General features: G+C 61.3%; 24 protein-coding genes. 10 read left to right on the top strand and 14 right to left on the bottom strand.

The window, feature by feature from the left end:
- Positions 1-14 precede the first annotated feature (14 nt).
- Positions 15-806 carry a YfaP family protein gene (locus tag K5E40_RS06940; RefSeq protein WP_221730234.1) on the bottom strand — a complete coding sequence of 264 codons (792 nt, stop codon included), beginning with the start codon at positions 804-806 and terminating at the stop codon, positions 15-17.
- A 281-nt stretch (positions 807-1,087) separates the two neighbouring features.
- Here K5E40_RS06940 and K5E40_RS06945 point away from each other — a divergent pair, with 281 nt between their 5' ends.
- The 5 genes from K5E40_RS06945 (at position 1,088) to K5E40_RS06965 (ending at position 7,485) form a co-directional block, all read left to right on the top strand.
- Positions 1,088-2,233, top strand: a complete 1,146-nt coding sequence (locus K5E40_RS06945) for a Fic family protein (RefSeq protein WP_221730235.1) — start codon at positions 1,088-1,090, stop codon at positions 2,231-2,233.
- 112 nt (positions 2,234-2,345) lie between these two features.
- A complete protein-coding gene (locus K5E40_RS06950) occupies positions 2,346-2,588 on the top strand; it encodes an exodeoxyribonuclease VII small subunit (protein ID WP_003228627.1) in 243 nt (80 codons plus the stop codon).
- Positions 2,585-3,472, top strand: a complete 888-nt coding sequence (ispA, locus tag K5E40_RS06955; protein ID WP_221730236.1) for a (2E,6E)-farnesyl diphosphate synthase — start codon at positions 2,585-2,587, stop codon at positions 3,470-3,472. Before K5E40_RS06950 ends, ispA begins: the two co-directional genes overlap by 4 nt.
- Positions 3,473-3,563: 91 nt before the next feature.
- Positions 3,564-5,462 carry a 1-deoxy-D-xylulose-5-phosphate synthase gene (gene dxs, locus K5E40_RS06960; protein WP_221730237.1) on the top strand — a complete coding sequence of 633 codons (1,899 nt, stop codon included), beginning with the start codon at positions 3,564-3,566 and terminating at the stop codon, positions 5,460-5,462.
- Positions 5,463-5,601: 139 nt separating this feature from the next.
- A complete protein-coding gene (locus K5E40_RS06965) occupies positions 5,602-7,485 on the top strand; it encodes a TonB-dependent receptor domain-containing protein (protein WP_221730238.1) in 1,884 nt (627 codons plus the stop codon).
- Positions 7,486-7,594: 109 nt separating this feature from the next.
- Here K5E40_RS06965 and K5E40_RS06970 read toward each other — a convergent pair whose 3' ends face one another.
- The 12 genes from K5E40_RS06970 to nrdR form a co-directional block, all read right to left on the bottom strand.
- Entirely contained in the window at positions 7,595-8,395 is an 801-nt protein-coding gene (locus K5E40_RS06970) for a cobalamin-binding protein (RefSeq protein ID WP_221730239.1), read from the bottom strand.
- Positions 8,395-8,814 carry an MFS transporter gene (locus K5E40_RS06975; RefSeq protein ID WP_221730240.1) on the bottom strand — a complete coding sequence of 140 codons (420 nt, stop codon included), beginning with the start codon at positions 8,812-8,814 and terminating at the stop codon, positions 8,395-8,397. Before K5E40_RS06975 ends, K5E40_RS06970 begins: the two co-directional genes overlap by 1 nt.
- Positions 8,811-9,428, bottom strand: coding sequence for a GTP cyclohydrolase II (gene ribA, locus K5E40_RS06980; RefSeq protein ID WP_221730241.1), 618 nt, complete (start codon positions 9,426-9,428; stop codon positions 8,811-8,813). The genes K5E40_RS06975 and ribA overlap by 4 nt, the downstream gene beginning before the upstream one ends.
- A 254-nt stretch (positions 9,429-9,682) precedes the next feature.
- Positions 9,683-10,420 (bottom strand): ABC transporter substrate-binding protein, encoded by a 738-nt coding sequence (locus K5E40_RS06985; protein WP_221730242.1) that lies wholly within the window; start codon positions 10,418-10,420, stop codon positions 9,683-9,685.
- A gap of 36 nt (positions 10,421-10,456) precedes the next feature.
- Complete coding sequence (locus K5E40_RS06990; protein WP_221730243.1) at positions 10,457-10,960, bottom strand: phosphatidylglycerophosphatase A; 504 nt, start codon at positions 10,958-10,960, stop codon at positions 10,457-10,459.
- A complete protein-coding gene (gene thiL / locus K5E40_RS06995; RefSeq protein ID WP_221730244.1) occupies positions 10,957-11,922 on the bottom strand; it encodes a thiamine-phosphate kinase in 966 nt (321 codons plus the stop codon). Before thiL ends, K5E40_RS06990 begins: the two co-directional genes overlap by 4 nt.
- 18 nt (positions 11,923-11,940) lie before the next feature.
- Complete coding sequence (nusB, locus tag K5E40_RS07000; RefSeq protein WP_221730245.1) at positions 11,941-12,441, bottom strand: transcription antitermination factor NusB; 501 nt, start codon at positions 12,439-12,441, stop codon at positions 11,941-11,943.
- The gene (ribE, locus tag K5E40_RS07005) at positions 12,438-12,914 is read right to left on the bottom strand and encodes a 6,7-dimethyl-8-ribityllumazine synthase (protein WP_003228649.1); all 477 of its coding nucleotides are present in this window, start codon (positions 12,912-12,914) and stop codon (positions 12,438-12,440) included. Before ribE ends, nusB begins: the two co-directional genes overlap by 4 nt.
- Before the next feature lie 91 nt (positions 12,915-13,005).
- Positions 13,006-14,097 (bottom strand): bifunctional 3,4-dihydroxy-2-butanone-4-phosphate synthase/GTP cyclohydrolase II, encoded by a 1,092-nt coding sequence (gene ribBA / locus K5E40_RS07010; protein WP_221730246.1) that lies wholly within the window; start codon positions 14,095-14,097, stop codon positions 13,006-13,008.
- Positions 14,098-14,129: 32 nt separating this feature from the next.
- A complete protein-coding gene (locus K5E40_RS07015; RefSeq protein WP_221730247.1) occupies positions 14,130-14,795 on the bottom strand; it encodes a riboflavin synthase in 666 nt (221 codons plus the stop codon).
- 47 nt (positions 14,796-14,842) lie between these two features.
- Positions 14,843-15,976: a bifunctional diaminohydroxyphosphoribosylaminopyrimidine deaminase/5-amino-6-(5-phosphoribosylamino)uracil reductase RibD gene (gene ribD, locus K5E40_RS07020; protein WP_221730248.1), complete on the bottom strand. Its 1,134-nt coding sequence runs from the start codon at positions 15,974-15,976 to the stop codon at positions 14,843-14,845.
- Complete coding sequence (gene nrdR, locus K5E40_RS07025; RefSeq protein ID WP_007910946.1) at positions 15,973-16,437, bottom strand: transcriptional regulator NrdR; 465 nt, start codon at positions 16,435-16,437, stop codon at positions 15,973-15,975. The genes ribD and nrdR overlap by 4 nt, the downstream gene beginning before the upstream one ends.
- 128 nt (positions 16,438-16,565) lie before the next feature.
- On the opposite strand from nrdR, the gene K5E40_RS07030 reads away from it, so the two are divergent.
- The 3 genes from K5E40_RS07030 (at position 16,566) to trxA (ending at position 18,748) form a co-directional block, all read left to right on the top strand.
- A complete protein-coding gene (locus K5E40_RS07030) occupies positions 16,566-17,030 on the top strand; it encodes a YbaY family lipoprotein (protein ID WP_221730249.1) in 465 nt (154 codons plus the stop codon).
- Positions 17,027-17,683 (top strand): methyltransferase, encoded by a 657-nt coding sequence (locus K5E40_RS07035; protein WP_221730250.1) that lies wholly within the window; start codon positions 17,027-17,029, stop codon positions 17,681-17,683. Before K5E40_RS07030 ends, K5E40_RS07035 begins: the two co-directional genes overlap by 4 nt.
- A gap of 192 nt (positions 17,684-17,875) precedes the next feature.
- Positions 17,876-18,748 carry a thioredoxin gene (trxA, locus tag K5E40_RS07040; RefSeq protein ID WP_221730251.1) on the top strand — a complete coding sequence of 291 codons (873 nt, stop codon included), beginning with the start codon at positions 17,876-17,878 and terminating at the stop codon, positions 18,746-18,748.
- A 4-nt stretch (positions 18,749-18,752) separates the two neighbouring features.
- On the opposite strand, the gene K5E40_RS07045 is transcribed toward trxA, so the two are convergent.
- Positions 18,753-19,109 carry a hypothetical protein gene (locus tag K5E40_RS07045; RefSeq protein ID WP_221730252.1) on the bottom strand — a complete coding sequence of 119 codons (357 nt, stop codon included), beginning with the start codon at positions 19,107-19,109 and terminating at the stop codon, positions 18,753-18,755.
- A 135-nt stretch (positions 19,110-19,244) separates the two neighbouring features.
- Between K5E40_RS07045 and K5E40_RS07050 the strand changes: the two genes are divergently transcribed.
- Together K5E40_RS07050 and K5E40_RS07055 are read left to right on the top strand one after the other, a co-directional pair.
- Entirely contained in the window at positions 19,245-19,850 is a 606-nt protein-coding gene (locus tag K5E40_RS07050; protein ID WP_221730253.1) for a DUF2796 domain-containing protein, read from the top strand.
- A 53-nt stretch (positions 19,851-19,903) separates the two neighbouring features.
- Entirely contained in the window at positions 19,904-20,614 is a 711-nt protein-coding gene (locus K5E40_RS07055; RefSeq protein WP_221730254.1) for an ABC transporter ATP-binding protein, read from the top strand.

Here is a 20,614-nt window from a genome sequence, read left to right on the forward strand (position 1 = left end):
GTGTTGCGGGATGCTTAATAGTTGAAAGTCTTGACCAGCAGCAGATCACCGATCGCCCGCAGGGGCACGATGAACGTCTCGCGTTTTTCGTCGACAGTGTTTTCGTTGAGTACCAGCGTGATTTGCGAGGTGATCACCTCGTTCTGGTTGCTGGTCTCCTCGAAGTTATAGCCGCCGTTGCCGAAGTTGCCCCAATAGTTGACGTAAACCAGATAGGTACCGTGCAACGGAGCCGTCATGGTGAACATTTCCGGGCCGGGGCCATCGACGCCATCCGGGTCCAGACCGCCGCCATTGCTCAGCGCCGGCCGCGCCCAGAACGCATGTTGGCCGTCGGGCGTGACAATGTGCAGATCGAGTTCGGCTTTCGGATCGTCCCACCCCAAGACAAGACGAATTCTCGCCGGCGTGCGCAGGTTATTTGCTTCATAAAATTGCACGCGCTTGAGCGACTGGCCCTCGGCGCTGATCACTTCGACACTGTTGGAACCGGCGCCGAACGCGTACGGCCGGGCGAAACGGCCCTGGTCATCGGTGTACAAATTCAGCGGATTGCCATTCACGGCGAGACTGTGCGGCGGGCGCATGTGACCGATGGCCTTGAGCTGGCCTTGAATCATCGTGCGATTGCGCTGGATACCGCGATCGATCGGCGGCGTCGGATAGGCGACTTGCGGGTTTTCGCTGCGATCAAGCAACCCGTGATAGCGCCAGCCGCCCACCGGTTCCGACAACTCGGCACTCGGCGCAGCCCACAGCGCAGGCGCACAGGCCAACCCGATCAGCAGCCAAAGAAATGAACGCATGTAACGCCTCCTGCCATGCCTGAACGAAACCTTGCACCCGATCCTCGGTACTTCACAGCGGTGGAAACTGCGTTTCGTCTGAAAGACCCGTGACTGCCAGGTCGTAGAAGGCGCGAAGAGTAGCGATTTAGTAGTTTTTTAACAATCGGATACATCTGCTTTTGCGGTGGGAATCACGTCTTCTTGGTGGACGGTGAGCCGAATAGCCGTCATATTCGGCTCACTAAATGAGCCGAATAGCATTTCTATTCGGCTCACGTCCCTATTACAGGCAATAACCGATGACGACTCAATGGATCTGGCAGCAGCCGGATTGGCCCGATTTCAACTGGCAGGCAGAACACCTGGCACCACTTTTACGCGAATGCGTACAGGCACAAGGCCAATTGATGGGCATGGCCGGATCCGTCGGCAACTCGCTGACGGCTCAAACCGAACTCGACGCACTGCTGCAAAACATCGTGACCTCTTCGGCCATTGAGGGTGAGCAGTTGAATGTCGGCTCGGTGCGCTCGTCATTGGCTCGACGCCTGGGGCTGGAGTTGCCCGATAGCGATAAAGTCAGTCAACTTAGCGAAGGACTGGCACAACTGATGTTCGACGCCACCCGGCGCTTCGCCGAACCACTGACGCTGGATCGATTACTGGAATGGCATCAATGGCTGTTTCCGGATCAGGTAAGTGACTTCAGCACGAGGTCGATGCATGTCGGTGCGCTTCGCGGTGACGAGCCGATGCAGGTAGTTTCCGGTCGTCTCGACCGCCCCACTGTGCATTTCGAGGCCCCTGCGCGCCAAGGTCTTGAGCGGCAAGTGGATAAATTTCTCGCTTGGTTCGAGGCCAGCCAGCATCAAACAGCGCTGGATCCATTGCTGCGTGCTGGCATCGCTCATTTCTGGTTTGTCACGCTGCATCCGTTTGATGACGGCAATGGTCGCCTTACTCGCACCCTTACCGATCTGGCGCTGGCGCAAGGTGAAGCGCAGGCCATCCGGTTTTACGCGATGTCGGCCAGCATTCTCGATGACCGTAACGGCTACTATCGAGTGCTCGAGGCCAGTCAAAAGGACACGCTGGACGTTACCCAATGGCTCACTTGGTTTCTGCAGACTCTTTTACGCAGTCTGCAACAAGCCATGGCGCGGATCGAAAGCGTGCTGGGCAAAACACGCTTCTGGCAGGCACACCATGAATCCGAGCTTTCGGTGGAACAGAGTAAAGTGCTCAATCGTTTGCTCGACGGTGGAGAGTGCGGGTTCGAACACGGTATCAGCTCGGCGCAGTATCAGGCGGTGGCCAAGGTTTCCAAAGCCACAGCGACGCGACATCTGGCGTATCTGCTGGAGAAGGGTTGCCTGCAGCGTATGCCCGGAGGCGGACGGAGCACGCGATACAAAATCAATTACCCGGACAATCCCTCAAACTGACCACTGACGTCTGTAGTGAGGAGATAAGGGTCGGCCGCGCCCCGCTCATTTGCCCATAAACCCCCTATCTGCTAGTGTCGCGCCGGTTTAACGTCAACCGGAAATAGCCGCCATGGCCCGCAAAAAAGCTGCACTGGATTTCGAACAGTCCCTCGCCGACCTGCAAACATTGGTCGAGCGTCTGGAGAACGGTGAATTGTCGCTGGAAGACTCGCTGACCGCTTTCGAGCAGGGCATCGGGCTGACCCGTGACTGCCAGGCAGCGCTGGCCCAAGCCGAGCAAAAGGTACAAGTGCTGCTGGAGCGTGATGGCGAACTCGCCGAGGAACCCTTCGACGCGGAACAGCCAGAATGATTGCAGCGTATTCGGCGACCAGCCAGGCCCGGGTCAACGCGGCACTGCAAAGCCTGTTCGACGCCCCGTTGCCGGAACTGGCGCGCCTCTATGAGGCCATGCGCTACAGCGTGATGAACGGCGGCAAACGCGTGCGTCCACTGTTGGCCTACGCCGCGTGTGAAGCGCTCGGTGGCAAAGCTGAGCAGGCCAACGGCGCAGCGTGCGCCGTTGAACTGATCCACGCTTACTCGCTGGTGCACGACGATTTGCCGGCAATGGACGATGACGATCTGCGTCGCGGCCAGCCGACCACGCACAAAAAATTCGATGAAGCCTGCGCGATACTCGCCGGTGACGGCTTGCAAAGCCTGGCGTTCAGCGCCCTGCTCGCCCCCCACCTGAGCGATCTGAGTGCCGACATTCGCCTGCAAATGGTCACTGCGCTGGCTCACGCCGCAGGCCCGGCGGGCATGGTCGGTGGCCAAGCCATCGACCTCGGCTCGGTGGGGCTGAAGCTCGATCAGCAAGCCCTCGAACAAATGCACCGGCACAAGACCGGCGCGCTGATCGAAGTCAGCATCAAACTCGGCGCCCTGGCCAGCAGCCGTGCCGAGCCGGATGAACTCAAGGCCCTGCAGACTTATGCACAAGCCATCGGTCTGGCTTTTCAGGTGCAGGACGACATCCTCGACGTCGAAAGCGATACCGCCACCCTCGGCAAGCGCCAGGGCGCCGACATTGCCCGTGACAAGCCGACCTACCCGGCCCTGCTGGGTCTGGACGCGGCCAAGGCCTATGCCCTGGAGTTGCGCGATCAGGCTCTGCACGCCCTGCGACCGTTTGACGCGGCAGCCGAGCCTTTGCGCGAGCTGGCCCGGTATATCGTCGAGCGCCGCCACTGACGGCATATCCGCCAAAGAAGACCAACGCGTGGGCAGGGGGCGATGCATCAGGTAAACTGCCGCCTCTTCTATACCTATAACGATTCGCCTGATGCCCACGACGTTTCATGAGATTCCCCGCAAGCGCCCGACCACGCCCCTGCTCGACCGCGCGAACACGCCGGACGGCCTGCGCCGGTTAGGCGAAGCCGAGCTGGAAACCCTGGCTGATGAGTTGCGCCTGGAATTGCTCTACACGGTCGGTCAGACCGGTGGGCATTTCGGTGCAGGCCTGGGCGTGATCGAGCTGACCATCGCGTTGCATTACGTCTTCGACACGCCGGACGACCGGTTGCTGTGGGACGTTGGTCATCAGGCGTATCCGCACAAAATCCTCACCGGCCGTCGCGAGCGCATGGGCACCCTGCGCCAGAAGGACGGCATAGCGGCCTTCCCGCGCCGCGCCGAGAGCGAATACGACACCTTCGGCGTCGGCCACTCCAGCACCTCGATCAGCGCGGCGCTGGGCATGGCGATTGCCGCTCGTCTGCAGAACAGCGATCGCAAGGCGATTGCCGTGATTGGCGACGGCGCGTTGACCGCCGGCATGGCCTTCGAAGCGCTGAACCACGCGCCGGAAGTGAACGCCAACATGCTGGTGATCCTCAACGACAACGACATGTCGATCTCGCGCAACGTCGGCGGTCTGTCGAATTACCTGGCGAAGATCCTGTCCAGCCGCACTTACGCGAGCATGCGTGAAGGCAGCAAGAAAGTGCTGTCGCGCCTGCCCGGCGCCTGGGAAATCGCCCGCCGCACCGAGGAGTACGCCAAAGGCATGCTGGTGCCTGGCACCCTGTTCGAAGAGCTGGGCTGGAACTACATCGGCCCGATCGACGGCCACGACCTGCCGACCCTGATCGCCACCCTGCGCAACATGCGCGATCTGAAAGGCCCGCAGTTCCTGCACATCGTCACCAAGAAAGGCAAAGGCTTCGCCCCGGCGGAAGTCGACCCGATCGGTTATCACGCGATCACCAAACTTGAACCTGTCGACGCCCCGGCCGCTGCGCCGAAAAAGGCTGGCGGGCCGAAGTATTCGGCGGTGTTTGGCGAATGGCTGTGCGACATGGCGGCCGCGGATCCGCGTCTGGTCGGGATTACCCCGGCAATGAAGGAAGGTTCGGATCTGGTGGCGTTCAGCGAACGTTTCCCGCTGCGCTACTTCGATGTGGCCATTGCCGAGCAACACGCGGTGACGTTCGCTGCCGGTATGGCTTGCGAAGGCGCCAAACCGGTGGTGGCGATCTACTCGACGTTCCTTCAGCGCGGTTATGACCAACTCGTTCACGATGTGGCGGTGCAGAATCTCGACGTGCTGTTCGCCATCGACCGCGCAGGTTTAGTGGGTGAAGACGGCCCGACACACGCTGGCAGCTTCGATCTGTCGTACCTGCGCTGCATCCCGGGCATGGTCATCATGACCCCGAGCGATGAAAACGAACTGCGCAAAATGCTCTCCACCGGCCACCTCTACAACGGCCCTGCGGCTGTACGTTACCCGCGCGGCACTGGCCCGAATGCGACCATCGAGAAAGATCTCGAACCGATCGAAATCGGTAAAGGCATCGTCCGTCGTCAGGGCAGCAAAGTTGCCTTGCTGGTGTTCGGCGTGCAGTTGGCCGAGGCGCTGAAAGTCGCCGAGAAGCTCGATGCCACCGTGGTCGACATGCGCTTCGTCAAACCGTTGGATGAAGCACTGGTGCGCGAGATTGCCGCAAGCCACGAGTTGCTGGTGACGATCGAAGAGAACGCAATCATGGGCGGCGCCGGTGGTGCAGTCAGCGAATTTCTCGCACGCGAAAATATCCTCAAGTCGATGCTGCACCTGGGCTTGCCGGATATTTACGTCGAGCACGCGAAACCGGCGCAGATGCTGGCCGAATGCGGGCTGGATGAGGCCGGGATCGAAGCGTCGATTCGCGAGCGTCTGGCACTGCTCAACAAATAAACGCAACACCCTGTGGGAGCGGGCTTGCTCGCGAAAGCGTCGGATCAGTCAAATGATGAAGTGACTGACACTGCGTTTTTGCGAGCAAGCCCGCTCCCACATTTGGTTTGTGTACACCTGAAAGACCTACGGATCACCGATGAACCTCCCGCGCCTCGCCCTGCCCTTCCTGCTGCTTCCGGCCACCAGCGCCCTCGCTGACACCTTCGAGCGCGATCAGGCCCTGAAACTGCCGGACACGCTGATCAGCGCCAACCGTCAGGTCCAAGCACGCAATGACAGCAGCGCCGCCAACACCGTGTTCACCCGCGAAGACATCGACCGCCTGCAACCCAGCGACGTGCCGGATCTGTTGCGTCGGGTGCCGGGTGTGCAAGTGGCGCAGGCCGGTGGGCGCGGGAGCCTGCCAGGGATTTACATTCGCGGCACGCAATCGGCGCAAAGCCTGGTGCTGGTCGATGGCCAGCGCATCGGCAGTTCCACTTCCGGCGACAGCAACCTGCAGCACTTGAACATCGAGCAGATCGAACGCGTCGAAGTGCTGCGCGGCTCGCGCTCGGTGATCTACGGCAGCGATGCGATTGGCGGAGTGATTCAGATCTTCACCCGACGCGGCACTGAGCAAGGCTTGCAGCCACGACTGCACGTCGGTTTCGGCAGCCATCAGACCTGGGAGCGCAGCCTTGGCTTGTCCGGTGGCGATGACAAAACCCGCTTCAATCTGGGTGCCAGCCTGGATGAAACCGCCGGGATTGACCGCACACACGAGTCCTACCCCAGCGACGGCGATCACGACGCTTACCGCAACAAATCCGTCAGCCTGAGCCTCAGCCATGCACTGACCGATGACGTCGAAGTCGGCGCGAACCTGCTGGATAACCGAGGCAAGAGCGAGTTCGACAACCCGTTCGGCCGTTTCGACATGAACACGTTTGAGTCTGTGCAACAGCAGCCGTACAGCGATTTCAACGTCAGCAGCCTCAGCAGTTACCTGGACGCACGGGTCAACGACCTCTGGAAAACCCGCGTCGAGTTCGGCCATGCCGAAAACCGCGAGAAGACGCTCGACAAACTCAGCGACGAGCGCACGGTGTTCAACACCTACCGCAACTCGCTGAACTGGCAGAACGACTTGACCCTGGATGCGCGCAACAGCCTGATTCTGGGCGGCGACTGGTATGAAGACCGGGTCAACAGCAGCACCGCGTTCGACGAGAACAGCCGCTGGAACCGCGCCGCGTTCATCCAGCATCGTTATCAGGCTGACAGCTTCTCCACCGAACTGGGCCTGCGCCACGACGACAACCAGCAGTTCGGCAGCCAGAACACCTGGAGCGGCACGTTCACCCTGCCGCTGAACCCGGACAACGATCTGCTGCTCAGCTACAGCGAAGGCTTCCGCGCACCGACCTTCAATGACCTGTACTACCCGGACTTCAGCAACCCGAACCTGAAACCGGAAACCTCGAAAAGCTACGAACTGCAATGGCGCAGCCAGTTGAACGACAGCACCCGCCTGGAAGCCTCGCTGTACCGCACCGACCTTGAGGACGCGATCATTTTCGGCAGCAACTCGCGGCCGCAGAACGTGGCCTCAGCACGAATCAACGGTTTTGAAGCGGCGTTGAAACAGGAGCTGTTCGGCTGGCAGAGCAATCTCGGCGTAGCGATCATCGATCCGCGTGATCGCGAAACCGGGCACACCCTGGCACGTCGGGCGCGACGCACGTTGAGTTGGGATCTGGATCGGCAGTTCGACCGATTGGGCGTGGGCGCCAGTTGGCAATTAGTCAGCGCCAGTTACGACGACTTGAACAACACTCAGCCACTGGGTGGCTACGGCACGCTCGGGCTGCGCAGCAGCTGGGCGCTGAACCGTGAGATCAAACTGGATCTGAAGGTGGATAACCTGTTGGACAAGGGTTATAGCCGGGCGAATTACAGCTATGACGGCAGTCAGTATGGCTATCGCGAGGAAGGACGGGCGTGGATGTTCGGAGTGACTTGGACCCCTGAACTCTGAGCCGAAATTTGCGCTGCTTTGACTGGCCTCTTCGCGAGCAAGCCCGCTCCCACAGGGAACCCATTCCAAATGTGGGAGCGGGCTTGCTCGCGAAGAATTCACCTCGGTCTCAGCGGTCAGGCGCGATTAGGTGGCAGAGCCTGGCGGTTGCCTCGATCATCTGCCCGCTCGGGCGCTCCAAACCTTTATCAGTGACCGACAACAGTTGGCCACGCGCTACCGCCACTACCTGCGGCCACGCTTTCCAGGCATCAAGCTGGGCCTGATCGCCGGCCAGAATTACCTCGGGATTGCGCTGCAACACCGCCTCGATACTGACCTGCGGCGCCGGCAGGCTCAGATCGGCGAACACGTTGCGTGCGCCGCACACTTCAAGCGCAGCGCTGATGATCTGCCCGCCACCGACGGTGTAAAGCGGCTTGTCCCAGACCTGGTAAAACACTTTCAGCGGCGCGTCCCGGCGATAGCGCTGGCGCAAGTCATTGAGTTTCTCGCGCAATTCAGCGGCCAGTTTCAGCCCACGCTCAGGCCGCCCCAATTGACTGGCAATCGCTTCAATCTGTGCAGACAGCTGTTCGAGATTGTGCGGTTCGGCCACGTAAGTCGGGATATTCAGGTGTTTGAGTTGGTCGCGTTGCGCCGGGCCGACACTGCCGGGCCACAGCAGCAATAAATCGGGCTTGAGGCTGAGCAGGCGCTCCATGTCGAGTTGGCCGTAACGACCGACCGAGGGAACGTTCGCAATCGCAGCCGGCCGCTCGCCGGCATCCAGCACACCGACCAGCAGATCGGCCGAATCCAGTTCAACGACGATTTCAGAAAGAGAAGGTGCGAGGCTGACGACCCGCAGGCTCGCCAGCAGCGGGCCGCTGACGGCCAGCAGCAGAACCGCCAGCCAGAAACGGCGCATCAGCCGAGTTGACGCGGGATACGGTAGAGGTAGAACAGCACCGCAGTGGACAGCGCCAGCAGCACCAGTGGTACCGCCTCAAGGCCAACGAATACCGCCACTGCGCCGATCCACGCCGGCAACGCTGCCGCAAGGAACGCGTTACGGCGAACCGCTGCCAGAGCGATCCACGCCGCTGGTTCATCGGCGCTATCGAGGGCTTTTTGCGTGGCGATCAATGCGTGCTTATAGCGGCCGAAAAACTTCAGGCTGACAAACATCGACGCCACGCCGGCAATGAACAAAGGCATCGCCAGCACCGGCAGAACGCCCTCGCCCTGACCAAACAGCGCGTTGAGCACGAACAGCGGTGCCAGCGCCAGCGACAGGTATTTCCACCAGTCGACGCTCAGACGACGGCGAACCTGACCTCGGGTCACGCCCGATCTACCTCGCCCTGATGCTCGTTACCCATCATGTGGTCGAGCTTGCTGGCCTTGGTTGCCAGGTAGAGTTTGTTGTGCGGATTGTGGCCGGTGTGCAACGGCACGCGTTCGGCGACGTCGATGCCCATTTCGGTCAAGGCTTTGACCTTGCGCGGGTTGTTGGTCATCAGACGCAGGGATTTCACGCCCAGATGCTCGAGCATCGGCAGGCACATGGCGTAGTCGCGCTGATCGGCGGCGAAGCCCAGACGTTCGTTGGCTTCGACGGTATCAGCGCCGCCGTCCTGCAACTCATAGGCGCGGATCTTGTTCAACAGACCGATGCCACGCCCTTCCTGACGCAGGTAGAGCAACACGCCACGGCCTTCGCGAGCGATGGCTTTGAGGGCGCCCTCCAGTTGCGAGCCGCAGTCGCAACGCTGGCTGAACAAGGCGTCGCCCGTCAGGCATTCGGAGTGCAAACGGCCGAGTACCGGGGCTCCGTCGGCAAAATCACCCAGGCTCAGCACAACGTGCTCGCGGCCGGTGGCTTCATCGAGAAAACCGTGCATGGTGAATTGCGCAAAAGGCGTTGGCAGCTTGGAAGCGGCGACAAAGACGACAGGCACCGGTGTGCTCCTGATCTAAAGAGTCTGAAAATTCGCAGGCGGGCATTGTAACAGCAGGTTCCTGTGGACGCTTAGGCTGAATTATCGGCCATAACGATCAAAAAGCTTGATAACTGCGGGCCAGCGCAGATCCCTGTGAGAGCGGGCTTGCTCGCGAAGACGTCGTGTCAGTCGACCAACAGGCTAGCTGAACCACCGCATTCGCGAGCAAGCCTGCTCCCACAGGGGGACAGTGCTGGACGCAAGATCTGTGGTCAGTTCGGCTCGAACGGATACGGCTGCTTCCACTTCTCGAAGATCGGCTTCAACTCGCCGCTTTTCACCAACTGCTCCATACGCTGGTCATACAGCGCCATCAGCGCCCGAGCCTGGGGAGTGTCGGCAAAACCGAGGAACAGCGGCAACTCTGCCAGATGCGAATAGTGGTACTGCGCAGGATCCGCGGCACTGCGCATCACCACTTCAATCTCGGTCAGAGCATCGATGTAGTAATCCGCCCGCCCCTGCTTGAGCATCGACAAAATGCCGGTACGCCGCTCGATCTGGTTGAAGCGCTTGATGTTCGGCAAGTAATTTTCGTAGCGATAACCCCGTACCCAGGCCAAGCGATATTTGCCTAACGCCGCCAGGGTCGGTGACGGGTTGCTTGCCAATCCCAGCGCATAGATGTGGTCGGAATCGAAACTCCACTGCGGATACAGGACTTGCTCGGCCTCATCACGATAGGAGCCGACCAGCGCGTCGACTTCCTTCAACTGCACCAATCCAATCGAACGGGTGTAGGGCACGCTGCGAATATCCAGTTGCACCCCGGCCGGGTCGAACACCTTGCGCAGCACGTCCCAGGCCAGACCATGGCCATCGGCGGCGGTGTAGTCTTCCCAGTCTTCGCTGGCCACATGGATGACCGTTGGCGCATGCGCTGCTTCCTGCGCACTGGCCACAGTGCCCAGCAGAGCAAAAACCATCAGCGCCAACCAGCGTCGAGCCATCCCTAGTCCCTCACTTAACCCTGACAAGCACTCGGCTCAGGCGAAAACCCAAACCAGCCCTTGCATCGACAGCCAGGCGAACACGCCGGCCAACACGTCGTCGAGCATGATGCCGACGCCGCCATGGACATGCCGGTCGATCCAGCGAATCGGCCACGGCTTGAGAATGTCGAAGAAGCGGAACATCAAGAAGCCCGCCAGCAGCCAGTACCAGCCTTCCGGCACCAGCCACAGGGTGATCCACATCCCGACCATTTCGTCCCAGACGATGCCTTCGTGGTCGTGTACCCGCAGATCATCGGCCACTTTGCCGCACAGCCAGAAGCCGAACAGCATGGTGATGCCGAGCATTAGCCAGTAACCCCAGTCAGGCAACATCTGCCACAACGGGATAAAGGGTAGCGCAACCAACGAGCCCCACGTGCCCGGTGCCTTGGGCAAGGTGCCCGAACCGAAGCCGAACGCGAGGAAATGCCAGGGATTGCGCCAGACCGACGGCGGAACGAATTCGGCCGGAACCTGTTTCGGGTGATCTGTCACGGTGACTCCTGAAAATGTTGATAGCCCCGGATTTGCGGGGTGATGTCATGTCCTTCGCGATCGAGCAGCACCACACCCTGGCCCTGCGCCACGCGACCGATCACATGGATCGGCCAGCCATTGGCCAGCAGCGTCGGCAACTCGACGGGCGGTAGCGTGAAGGCCAGCACATAATCATCGCCACCGCTCAATGCCGCACGTTCGGCGCCACGCTGCCCGAGAAACGCGACTAATGCATCCGACAGCGGTACACGCTCGCGTTCAATCTCAAGCCGCACCTTCGACGCCAGGGCGATATGGCCGCAATCGGCCAGCAAACCGTCAGAGATATCCAGCGCTGAAGTCGCTTTGCCGCGCAACGCCTGACCCAGGGCCAGTTGCGGTTGTGGCGACCAGTAATGAGCGAGCAAGGGCTGGGCGATAGCGGGGTCAGCGTCACGCTGGCCCAATACCAGCGGCAAGGCGCCGGCGGCATTGCCCAGCTCACCGCCGACACACAGCAAGTCGCCCGGTTGTGCGCCGCTGCGGGTCAAGGCCTGCCCTGCCGGGACGCGACCGAATACGGTGACGGTCAGGCTCAACAGCCCGCGCGTGGTATCACCGCCGACCAGCGCCACGCCGCAATCCTGCGCCATGCGGTTCAAACCACGGGCATAGGCTTGCAGCCAATCGGCGGTCACCGTCGGCACAGTCAGGGCAAGGGTAAAAGCGATGGGCGTAGCACCCATGGCGGCCAGATCGCTGACCGCAACGGCCAGCGAGCGCTGACCGAGCAGAAACGGATCGCAAGGGTCGGCAAAATGCACGCCGGCCACCAGCGTATCGGTGGAAATCGCCAGCTGTTCCCCGGGAGGAACCGCCAGCAAGGCACAGTCGTCGCCGATTCCCAGTGCAACGCCTTCGCCGCCCTGCGCACAAGGCGCGGCGGCGAAGAAATTGCGGATCAGCTCAAACTCGCCCATAGCCGTTTCAAACGCCAATCAGCGCTTGAACGCCTTCACTTCAGCTTCACGCAGGCGCGGGGCCAGCTTGTCGAGCACGCCGTTGACGAACTTGTGGCCGTCGGTCGAACCGTAGACTTTCGCCAGTTCGATCCCTTCGTTGATGACCACGCGGTACGGCACGTCGACGCGTTTGAGCAACTCCCAGGCGGACAGGCGCAGTACGCACAGTTCAACCGGGTCGAGCTCTTCGATAGTCAGGTCCAGGCACGGCGCCAACGCGGCGTCGATTTCGGTCAGGCTGGCCGGAACGCCGTGCAGGATGTCGTGGAAGTAGCTGGCATCGGCAAAGGTAAAATCGTTATCGACGCGAAACTGCGCTTCGATTTCGTTCAGCGAGGTACTGGCCATGTGACGCTGATACAGCGCTTGAGTCGCCAACTGACGGGCAGCCCGGCGCTTCTCGCTTTTCGAAGGCTTGCCGGCGTCCGCTGGACGTGGCTCGCGCGGGTTGAAACGATCGCTTTCGTCGCTAATCACTTGGCCTCCAACTGCGCCAGCAGGCTGACCATTTCCAGAGCGGACAGGGCAGCTTCAGCACCTTTGTTACCGGCCTTGGTGCCGGAACGTTCGATGGCTTGCTCGATGGAATCAACGGTCAGGACGCCGAAAGCAACCGGTACGCCGAACTCCATGGACACCTGGGCCAGGCCCTTGGTGCACTCGCCCGCCACGTATTCGAAGTGCGGAGTGCCGCCACGAATGACCGCGCCGAGCGCGATGATGGCTGCGAACTCGCCTTTCTGAGCGACTTTCTGCGCAACCAGCGGAATTTCGAAGGCGCCAGGTGCGCGGATGATGGTGATGTCGCTTTCGCTCACGCCATGGCGAACCAGGGCATCAACTGCACCGCTGACCAGGCTTTCAACCACGAAGCTGTTGAAACGGCCCACTACCAAAGCGTAGCGGCCTTTAGGGGCGATGAAGGTACCTTCGATGGTCTTCAGGGTCATTCGTCAGATCTCTTAAAGAGCCGGGACGCGTCTTCTACGCGCCCCTCAGTGATTTATTTGCCGCGAATACAGGGCCGGAAACAACCGGTCATTATTCGGAGGGCACGTATTCTACAACTTCCAGATCGAAACCGGATATCGCATTAAATTTCATGGGTGCCGACATCAAGCGCATTTTGCGCACACCGAGGTCACGCAGGATCTGCGAACCGGCACCGACGATGCTGTAAGTGGTCGGTTTTTTCACCACAGCCTGATCAGCGGTTTCACGGATGTGCGCCAGCAGCACGTCACCATCCAGCGGATGACCGAGCAACAGCACCACACCGCTGCCGGCCTCGGCAACCGCCGTCATGGCGGCGCGCAGGCTCCAGCGGCCCGGTTGCTTGACCATCAGCAGGTCGCGCAGCGGGTCCATATTGTGTACGCGAACCAGCGTTGGCTCTTCGGCGCAAACAGAGCCCAATGTCAGGGCCATGTGCACGTCGCCTTCCACCGAATCACGATAGGTCACCAGGTTGAATTGGCCCAGTTCGCTGTCCAGTGGCTGCTCGGCAATCCGCTGAACGGTACGTTCGTGGATCATCCGGTAGTGAATCAGGTCGGCGATGGTGCCGATCTTGATGTTGTGGTCGGCGGCGAACGCTTCCAGTTCGGTGCGACGGGACATGGTGCCGTCGTCGTTCATCACTTCACAGATCACGCCGCTCGGCTCGAAACCGGCCATGCGCGCCAGGTCGCAAGCGGCTTCAGTGTGACCGGCGCGAGCCAGGGTGCCACCGGCCTGAGCCATCAGCGGGAAGATGTGGCCCGGGCTCACGATGTCTTCGGCCTTGGCGTCTTTGGCCGCAGCCGCTTGCACGGTGCGCGCACGGTCGGCGGCGGAGATGCCGGTGGTCACGCCTTCGGCGGCTTCGATCGACACGGTGAACTTGGTACCGAAGCCGGAACCGTTGCGTGGCGCCATCAGTGGCAGCTTCAGCAGCTCGCAGCGCTCACGGCTCATCGGCATACAGATCAGGCCACGGGCGTGCTTGGCCATGAAATTGATGTGTTCGGCCTTGCAGCATTCGGCGGCCATGATCAGGTCGCCTTCGTTCTCGCGGTCTTCGTCATCCATGAGGATGACCATCTTGCCTTGGCGGATGTCTTCAACCAGTTCTTCGATGCTATTGAGCGCCACAAGGCACCCCCCTTCTTTCGAAATTAAGAGCTTCAGGATTTGAGGTAGCCGTTTTGGGCCAGAAAGCTTTCAGTGATCGTGCCACCAGCGCTCGGCTCTGCGGCCTTGTCACCCAACAGCAGGCGCTCCAGATAACGCGCCAGCAAGTCGACTTCCAGGTTCACCCGACGACCTGGCTTGTAAGAAGCCATGATGGTTTCGCTCAGGGTGTGCGGAATGATCGTCAGCATGAATTCAGCGCCATCGACCGCGTTCACGGTCAGGCTGGTGCCGTCGACGGTGATCGAGCCTTTATGGGCGATGTACTTGGCCAGTTCCTTCGGCGCGCGGATGCGAAATTCCACGGCGCGGGCATTGTCGGCGCGGGAGACGATTTCGCCGACACCGTCGACGTGACCGCTGACCAAGTGCCCGCCAAGACGGGTGGTCGGGGTCAGGGCTTTTTCCAGGTTGACCGGGCTGCCGCTTTTCAGGTCATTCATGGCGGTGCAGTCCAGCGTTTCGCGGCTGACGTCGGCAGCAAAGCCGTCGCCCGGCAGCTCAACGGCGGTCAGGCAGACGCCGTTGACGGCGATGCTGTCGCCGAGCTTGACGTCGCTCAGGTCAAGCTTGCCGGTTGCGACGTGCACCCGCACATCGCCGCCCTTTGGGGTCAGTGCACAGATGCTGCCGATGGATTCGATGATGCCGGTAAACATGGGGTTCTCCTTGAGAACTGGGCCAGCGCTAACGCGATGGCCGGGAATTATACGCTCGCCGCAACGACAGGGATCGCAGTGACTCGCCAGTCATCGCCCACCGCGCGGATTTCGCTGATTTTCAGTTCGGGAGCGTCCTTCATATAGCTCAGCGGCCAATCCAAAAGCGGACGCGCCGTAGAACCAAGGAACTTGCCGGCGATGAAAATCACGAACTCATCGACCAGACCGAGCTGGGCAAAAGCACCGGCCAGACGCGGGCCGGCCTCGACCAATACTTCGTTGACGCCACGGTTGGCCAGTTCGACCAGCAGTTGATGCAGATCGACCTGACCGTCATCACCCGGCACGATCAGACATTCCGGGCCGTTGGCGTATTGCTCCTCGACCGCCATGCAGGTGGCGACCAAAGCAGGGCCGGCCTTGAAGAACGGTGCATCCAGCGGCACGCGCAGGCGCCCGTCGATCAGCACCCGCAGCGGCGGACGGCTCATGGCCTGCGCCGTTTGCTCGGCATCCAGACCCAGTTCTTCAGCCCGTACGGTCAACCGCGCGCCGTCGGCCAGTACCGTGTCGGCACCGGTCAGCACCACCGCCGCCTGGGCGCGCAACCGTTGCACCGCCGAACGCGCCGCCGGGCCGGTGATCCATTGGCTCTCGCCGCTTTCCATCGCCGTGCGGCCGTCCAGACTCATGGCCAGTTTGACTCGCACGAACGGCAAGCCGTGTTCCATGCGTTTCAGAAAACCTTGATTGAGCCGGCGTGCCTCGCCTTCCAGTACGCCGCTTGCGGTGGCGATCCCGGCATCGGCCAGACGCTGCAACCCACGACCGGCCACTTGCGGATTGGGATCACGCATCGCCGCGACCACCCGGCCAACGCCAGCATTCACCAGCGCATCGGCGCACGGCGGTGTACGGCCGTGGTGACTGCACGGCTCCAGCGTGACGTAAGCGGTGGCGCCCCGGGCCAGTTCACCGGCAGCGCGCAAGGCGTGGACTTCAGCGTGAGGTTCGCCTGCGCGTTCGTGCCAGCCTTCGCCGACAATCTGCCCGTCCCGCACGATCACGCAGCCAACCCGGGGGTTGGGGTGCGTGGTGTAGTGACCTTTGCGCGCCAGTTCCAGCGCACGGGCCATGAAGTGGGCGTCGAGGATGGCCTGCTCGGCGACGGTGGTCATTCTTTCACCGGTTCGCGGGCGAGACGGTCGATCTCTTCGCGGAACTCGTTGAGGTCCTGGAAGCGTTTGTAGACCGAGGCGAAACGGATGTAGGCGACTTCATCAAGCTTTTGCAATTCGGCCATCACCAGTTCGCCGACCACGAGGGATTTGACCTCGCGCTCGCCGGTGGCGCGCAGTTTGTGCTTGATGTGGACCAAAGAGGATTCGAGGCGCTCGACGCTCACCGGACGTTTCTCCAGGGCGCGTTGCATGCCGGCGCGGAGTTTCTCTTCGTCGAACGGTTGGCGGCTGCCATCGGTTTTGATCAGGCGCGGCAACACCAGTTCGGCCGTCTCGAATGTCGTGAAACGCTCGCCGCAGGCCAGGCATTCACGCCGGCGGCGCACCTGTTCGCCCTCGGCGACCAGACGCGAGTCGATGACCTTGGTGTCGTTGGCACCGCAGAAGGGACAGTGCATGGTGGCTGGCAACAAAAAAAGGGAGGGCCATGGTAGCGCATCCCCGTGGCAAGACAAGCCATAGGGTTTGCGGTATACAGACGGGCATGATCGTTTGATCCATGGATTTCATTTTTCCGGAGCTGCCAATGCCGTTACGTCCGCTCGTTTTGCTCAGTCTTTTCAGCCTGCTGGTGGCCTGCGGCAGCGACGCCCCCAAGCCTCAGCCCCCCACGCCGGGCCCGGCGCCACAACAGGCGCAGAAAAAAGCCAAAGAAGCGGCTGACCTCGGCCCGTTGCCGGCTTATCAACGGGAACTGAGCGGCACCCTGCAAGGCGTGCCGGCCGGTGCTGAAGTCGAACTGGCGCTGCTGGTGATCGATGAGAAGGATCGCCCGCAGCAATTGCTCGCCAGTTCCAGCCTGATCGGCAACAACCAGATTCTTCCGTTCCATGTGCGCTTCAACCCCGAGGCTTTCCCGGCCGGGGCGCGGGTTGAATTGCGTGGCCGCGCCAGCCAGTCCGGTCAGTTGATTTTGCATCTGCCGTCACAAACCATTACCCAGGCGACCACTCAGGCACTGGGCCAACTGCAATTTGTCAAAGCACCATGAATGCACCGCTCGACCTGCAACAGGCATTGGGTGAACTGCTCGGCGACGCCAGGCTGAAAGCCTGTGCGTTGCCGGACACCGATTTGCAGTTGTGGCTGATCGACGGCGACAACATGGCGCGCGAATTCAGCCAGGAAGAAACCCAACGGATTCTGCACGAGCCGCCGTACTGGAGTTTTTGCTGGGCCAGCGGCCTGGCGGTGGCGCGTTATCTGGCCGAGTTCCCCGAATGGGTACGCGGCAAACGCGTGCTGGATTTCGGCGCCGGTTCCGGTATTGCCGCGATTGCGGCGGTGAAGGCCGGGGCGCTGGAAGTGGTGGCCTGCGATCTCGATCCGCTGGCGATTGCCGCGTGCAGGGCGAATGCCGAACTCAATGACGTGCAGATGGGTTATTCGACGGATTTCTTTGCCGAGGCGGATCGCTTTGATCTGATTCTGGTGGCGGATGTGTTGTACGACCGGGCGAATCTGCCGTTGCTCGATGCGTTTCTCAGCCGTGGCCGCGAAGCGCTGGTGGCGGATTCGCGGGTTCGGGACTTTCGCCATCCGTTGTATGAGCGCATTGAAATGCTGGAGGCGATGACCTTGCCGGATCTGGCCGAACCTGAGGAATTTCGGCATGTCAGCCTGTACCACGCGCGGCGTGACTAAAGGCTTCGTCGGAACGCCGCCCGGAGCAGGCTCGCTCCCACAGGGTTTTGTGAACGACATCAATCCAGTGTGGGAGCGGGCTTGCTCGCGAAAGCGCTCTGTCAGGCGACACATCTCTCAAACCTGCCCCGCTTCCGGCCACACCCCACCAAGCCTTATAGTTGCCCCATCCACGCTTTTACGAGATCTCCCATGAGTCAGCCAACGCCGTACATCTTCGACGCCACGACTGCCGATTTCGATCAGTCGGTGATCGAGGCTTCCTTCAATAAACCCGTGCTGGTGGATTTCTGGGCCGAATGGTGTGCGCCGTGCAAGGCGCTGATGCCGATGCTGCAAGGCATTGCCGAGAGTTATCAGGGCGCGCTGCTGTTGGCCAAGGTCAATTGCGATATCGAGCAGGACATCGTCGACCGCTTCGGTATTCGCAGCCTGCCGACCGTGGTGCTGTTCAAGGACGGTCAACCGGTCGACGGTTTTGCCGGTGCACAACCGGAATCCGCCGTACGCGCCTTGCTCGAACCCCATGTGCAGATGCCGCCACCTGCCGCAGCCGATCCGTTCGAACAGGCTCAGGCACTGTTCGATGACGGCCGCTTTGCCGATGCCGAAGCGGCGCTGGTGGTCATGCTCAATGACGACAACACCAACGCCAAGGCCCTGATCCTGTACGCCCGTTGCCTGACCGAACGCGGTGAACTGAGCGAAGCGCAAACGGTGCTCGACGCGGTCAAGAGCGATGAGCACAAAGCCGCGCTGGCCGGGGCCAAGGCACAGATCAAGTTCCTCGGACTTGCCCGCGACCTGCCCGATGCCGCCGACCTGAAAGCACGGCTGGCGAAAGATCCGCAGGACGATGAGGCGGTGTATCAACTGGCGATCCAGCAACTCGCTCGCCAGCAATACGAAGCGGCGCTGGAGGCGATGCTCAAGCTGTTCATCCGCAACCGCAACTATGGCGAAGGTTTGCCGCACAAGACCTTGCTGCAGGTGTTCGAGTTGTTGGGTAACGATCACCCGCTGGTGACCGCCTACCGACGCAAAATGTTTGCGGCGCTGTACTAAGCGCTCACTCGATCCAGCTGTAGAGCGGCGTATCCCCGCCGCTCGCCACTTTTACGTCCGAACTGTGCCGCAAGCGCACCAGCAGGCGCTTGCCCGCCGTCGCACTGCCGGTCAGTCCTTCCAACTGATCGAGCAGATCCGGGCCACTGAGTTGCCCGGCCTTGCGCAACAAATCCTGCGCTACCTGCCACAAGGCATCGTCTTGATTCAACGGTTTCACCGCTGGCGCCGCTGCGCTCTGCGGTTGCGCCGCCTGCGACTGCCCGCTCATGGCCGAACCGAGCCGCGCCCAGTCGCTGTCATCCAGTTCCACCGTCAAATCCACCGGCACCTCGCCGACGGTTCCGCGTATCCGCAACATTGAGTTCGCTCCCGCACTTTTCTGACACGCATGCTCCCACGGGACTTGTGTAACGCCAAGCGCACGGGCAAACTCTGCGCACTTTCGTTATAAGATTACATAACAAACTCTTCACTTTACTTCCCGGAGACCGTCATGCGTCGTCTGCTGCTCGCTTTGCCGTTTGCCCTGTTGCCGTTGGCCATCGCCCATGCGGCTGATGAGCATGACCACGATCACGATCACGACCATGAGCACGGTAGCCTCGGTGCGCATGAACATGGTGTCGGTCGCCTGAATGCTGCGCTCGACGGGCAAACACTGGAGCTGGAACTGGAAAGCCCGGCGATGAATCTGGTCGGCTTCGAACACGTTGCCTCCACGGAGGCCGACAAGGCCAAAGTCGCCGCCGCCCGCGCGCAACTCGAAAAACCGCTGGTGCTGTTCAACCTGCCTGCCGCTGCCGGTTGCAAAGTGGTCAGCCAGGAACTGGAAAGCCCGCTGTTCGGTGACACGCCACAGGCCGACGATCATGACGACGATGAAGCCGACAAGGGCGGCCACGAACATCACCACGACCACAGCGAAATCCATGCTCACTATCAGTTCAACTGCACAGCCCCGGGCGCGTTGAAGACGCTGGATCTGGCGAACATCTTCAACACCTTCCCGGCGACCCAGAAAATTCAGGTACAACTGATCAGCGCCAGCGGCCAGCAAGGCACTGAAGTAACGGCCAAGGCTGCCGCGCTTAAGTTCTGATTACTGCGAAACTCCCACAAGGGGGTATGTGTTCACTCCATGAAACTGGCGCCATGACCCAAGCACTCATCGAACTGTCCGACCTGGGCTTCAGTTGGCCCGGCCACCCGCCGCTGCTGGACATCCCGGCGTTTCGCCTGGAACCGGGCGAAACCCTGTTCCTCGAAGGCCCCAGCGGCAGCGGCAAGACCACCCTGCTTGGCTTGCTCGGCGGGGTACAGAAACCCGATCGCGGCAGCATTCGCCTGCTCGGCCAGGAGTTGACCGCACTCTCCGCCGGTGCCCGCGATACGTTCCGCGTCGATCACACCGGCTACATCTTCCAGCAGTTCAACTTGCTGCCATTTCTCTCGGTGCGCGAGAACGTCGAGCTACCCTGCCACTTCTCCAGACTGCGCGCCGAACGGGCCAAACAGCGCCATGGCAGCGTCGATCAAGCCGCCGCCACCCTGCTCGCCCACCTGGGCCTGAAGGACGAGCGCATCCTCAGCCGTCGCGCCGACTCACTGTCGATCGGCCAGCAACAACGAGTCGCCGCCGCCCGTGCCTTGATCGGGCAGCCAGAATTGGTGATCGCTGACGAACCGACCTCGGCGCTGGATTACGACGCTCGGGAAAACTTTATCCGCTTGCTGTTCGCCGAATGCCGCGAGGCCGGTTCGAGCCTGCTGTTTGTCAGTCACGACCAGAGTCTGGCCCCGCTGTTCGACCGTCACCTGTCCCTGGCCGAGCTCAATCGCGCCGCCACGTCTGCCGAGGTCTGA

It is taken from the genome of Pseudomonas baetica, from assembly GCF_019733355.1.
In the GTDB taxonomy this organism is placed as follows: domain Bacteria; phylum Pseudomonadota; class Gammaproteobacteria; order Pseudomonadales; family Pseudomonadaceae; genus Aquipseudomonas; species Aquipseudomonas baetica_A.

Coding starts and splice junctions, on each gene's coding strand:
- K5E40_RS06940 (WP_221730234.1), bottom strand. CDS start 806: ATGCGTTCATTTCTTTGGCTGCTGATCGGGTTGGCCTGTGCGCCTGCG.
- K5E40_RS06945 (WP_221730235.1), top strand. CDS start 1,088: ATGACGACTCAATGGATCTGGCAGCAGCCGGATTGGCCCGATTTCAAC.
- K5E40_RS06950 (WP_003228627.1), top strand. CDS start 2,346: ATGGCCCGCAAAAAAGCTGCACTGGATTTCGAACAGTCCCTCGCCGAC.
- ispA (WP_221730236.1), top strand. CDS start 2,585: ATGATTGCAGCGTATTCGGCGACCAGCCAGGCCCGGGTCAACGCGGCA.
- dxs (WP_221730237.1), top strand. CDS start 3,564: ATGCCCACGACGTTTCATGAGATTCCCCGCAAGCGCCCGACCACGCCC.
- K5E40_RS06965 (WP_221730238.1), top strand. CDS start 5,602: ATGAACCTCCCGCGCCTCGCCCTGCCCTTCCTGCTGCTTCCGGCCACC.
- K5E40_RS06970 (WP_221730239.1), bottom strand. CDS start 8,395: ATGCGCCGTTTCTGGCTGGCGGTTCTGCTGCTGGCCGTCAGCGGCCCG.
- K5E40_RS06985 (WP_221730242.1), bottom strand. CDS start 10,420: ATGGCTCGACGCTGGTTGGCGCTGATGGTTTTTGCTCTGCTGGGCACT.
- thiL (WP_221730244.1), bottom strand. CDS start 11,922: ATGGGCGAGTTTGAGCTGATCCGCAATTTCTTCGCCGCCGCGCCTTGT.
- ribE (WP_003228649.1), bottom strand. CDS start 12,914: ATGACCCTGAAGACCATCGAAGGTACCTTCATCGCCCCTAAAGGCCGC.
- K5E40_RS07015 (WP_221730247.1), bottom strand. CDS start 14,795: ATGTTTACCGGCATCATCGAATCCATCGGCAGCATCTGTGCACTGACC.
- ribD (WP_221730248.1), bottom strand. CDS start 15,976: ATGACCACCGTCGCCGAGCAGGCCATCCTCGACGCCCACTTCATGGCC.
- nrdR (WP_007910946.1), bottom strand. CDS start 16,437: ATGCACTGTCCCTTCTGCGGTGCCAACGACACCAAGGTCATCGACTCG.
- K5E40_RS07030 (WP_221730249.1), top strand. CDS start 16,566: ATGCCGTTACGTCCGCTCGTTTTGCTCAGTCTTTTCAGCCTGCTGGTG.
- K5E40_RS07035 (WP_221730250.1), top strand. CDS start 17,027: ATGAATGCACCGCTCGACCTGCAACAGGCATTGGGTGAACTGCTCGGC.
- trxA (WP_221730251.1), top strand. CDS start 17,876: ATGAGTCAGCCAACGCCGTACATCTTCGACGCCACGACTGCCGATTTC.
- K5E40_RS07045 (WP_221730252.1), bottom strand. CDS start 19,109: ATGTTGCGGATACGCGGAACCGTCGGCGAGGTGCCGGTGGATTTGACG.
- K5E40_RS07050 (WP_221730253.1), top strand. CDS start 19,245: ATGCGTCGTCTGCTGCTCGCTTTGCCGTTTGCCCTGTTGCCGTTGGCC.
- K5E40_RS07055 (WP_221730254.1), top strand. CDS start 19,904: ATGACCCAAGCACTCATCGAACTGTCCGACCTGGGCTTCAGTTGGCCC.